Here is a 2,343-nt window from a genome sequence, read left to right on the forward strand (position 1 = left end):
GCTTTATAGGGGGTAAGTCACGAGCAATTGAAAAATACCTGTAGTTTTTACAAGCAACACCAAATGATTTTCTGAATTTTTTTGACCCTTAGCTAAGTTAATATAAAAATAAAGGAGATACTTTTCATGAACTTACTAGATGATAACGCTCACCGTCCTTGGCCAATTCCTTCAAAAAAATGGATTATGCGACAACCTTGGAGAAATCTTTTGTTTTCCCATTGGCCTATTCCAGCTGAAACACTGAGACCACATATTCCTCCACATTTAGAAATTGACACCTTTAATGGATATGCCTGGTTGGGAGTTATTCTTTTCGTTATGGAGGGAATTTATCCTCGTGGATTGTCATCTGTATCACTAACCCCTAAATTTTCAGAAATCAATGTAAGAACATATGTTCAATGTGATGGTAAACCCGGTATCTTTTTCATGTCTCTTGATGTCGAGGACTGGGCCTCCTATACAATAGCCAAGAAATGGTTTCGTTTGCCCTATTATTCTGCACAAATCTCTTTTGAAAAAAAAGGACAAACCTTTCATTGTCAAAGTATTCGTAAAGGAAAAACAAATACTCCAATTAGATTTAATGTAAAATACACTCCTTTACCAGAAGTTTTTTTTCCTAAAAAAGGAACTTTAGACCATTGGCTCACTGAGCGATATTGCTTGTATAGTACGGATAATGGAGTCAATATCTATTGCGGAGAAATACACCATCGTCCTTGGCCGTTACAAACAGTAGAGGCAGAGATATGTAGGAATACACTTTTTACTCCCTTTAATTTTGACCTTACTGAAGTCAAACCAATTTTTCATTTCTCTAAAGGTGTTGATACACTTATATGGAATATTAAGAAAACACGGTTCTAGTGTAAAAAGATTTCTTAGTACTATTCATTTCTTTCGAATTCGGGGATTAAGAAACTTCAATTAACTTCAATGCACAAGATCCCCTCACATCTAATATTTACGTACCTAGTGAATCACTTTCAGGTAATCCTGTTTCTTTATGAGTACAATGCGGATAATTAATTATTTTTCAAAAAAAGATTTTGGTTATATCAGACGACGATATCATGGTTGAGTATCCCTTAATTGTCGTTTCGATACTACCTTATAAACCACTTATAAAATAATCCTTAGCGTGTAAGTAATTTTGTAACTCACCGCAATTCACATAAAAATAATTAAATACTATCTTGCATTACAAGGTATTAATCTTCATAATAATCATATACCTTGTATTGCAAGACATGGAAAGAGGTGACATTCATTTGACCACTACACAGATGATGAAAGGGATATTGGACGGGTGTTTATTGGCAATCATCAAAGATAAAGAAGTATATGGATATGAGTTAGCTGAAAAATTAGAGGGATATGGATTTAATTCATTTAGTGAGGGAACCATTTACCCTTTATTGATGCGTATGCAAAAAGAAGAACTGGTAACATCTACATTAAAAAAATCAACTGCTGGGCCTAAAAGAAAATATTATTCCCTGACCCGAAAAGGAGAACAGGAATTAATAAACTTTATGGAACGATGGGAATATTTGAAGGGCAATGTCAATCGGGTTTTAAACCATGAAGCAAAAAATGATTAGTTTTAATAATCCAAAAAGGGGATGAAGAGTTGAAAAGTACTGCTGTAAATCTATCTTCTAAAAGCAAATCTTTCTTAGAGGATCTTCGAGTTTATTTATTTTCCAGTGGAAAGAATTCAGATGGAATTGAAAGTATTGTGGAAGAATTAGAGGTTCATCTTATGGAAGCAGAGAAAAAAGGGAAGTCAATCGACAACATTATTGGCCAATCACCTAAAGAATACATGGATCAGATATCAAACGAGATGACTACTGATTACCGATCTTGGTTTAAATATATCGTCATTATCATTTTTGGTGCTTTTTCTTTCACAATTATCAATGATTTATTCAAAGGAAACCTTTCCTATTCACTACTGGAATTAATCGGTCATGTATGTATTGCTGCGATTTTCATATTGGGCATCTTTAGTGCGTTTAAGTATGTTTCTGCAAATAATATTTCCAGAGGAAAAGAATTTGCAATTTATTATGTACTTGGGATGCTTCCGCTTGGTCTGTATATTGGCTTGATTTTCTTTAATAGAATAATTGAAACACCTGTGATTCAATTTGGGACTACGTGGACGAATATTACAGCAATTATTACTTTTGTTTTTCTTATTGCAATCTCGTGGTGGGCTAGATCATGGGTCGTCATAATTATTTTAGCACTTTTAACATTACCGGATTATTTGCTAAGTCAATTTGCACTTCATGATGACACCCAATTAATAGTAGGTACACTTATTAG

Annotated in this window: 3 protein-coding genes; all 3 read left to right on the top strand. The window is 33.7% G+C overall.

Translation table 11 applies throughout. From position 1 onward, the window contains the following. Positions 1-126 precede the first annotated feature (126 nt). Positions 127-873 (top strand): YqjF family protein, encoded by a 747-nt coding sequence (locus AC1DUW_RS26220; protein ID WP_053345673.1) that lies wholly within the window; start codon positions 127-129, stop codon positions 871-873. A 383-nt stretch (positions 874-1,256) separates the two neighbouring features. After that, positions 1,257-1,610, top strand: a complete 354-nt coding sequence (locus tag AC1DUW_RS26225; RefSeq protein ID WP_053348043.1) for a PadR family transcriptional regulator — start codon at positions 1,257-1,259, stop codon at positions 1,608-1,610. A gap of 29 nt (positions 1,611-1,639) precedes the next feature. Continuing rightward, positions 1,640-2,343, top strand: a 704-nt coding sequence (locus tag AC1DUW_RS26230) for an HAAS domain-containing protein (protein WP_477643860.1), incomplete at its 3' end; no start/stop codon positions are given.

Source organism: Peribacillus sp. P4_C12 (assembly GCF_056402095.1).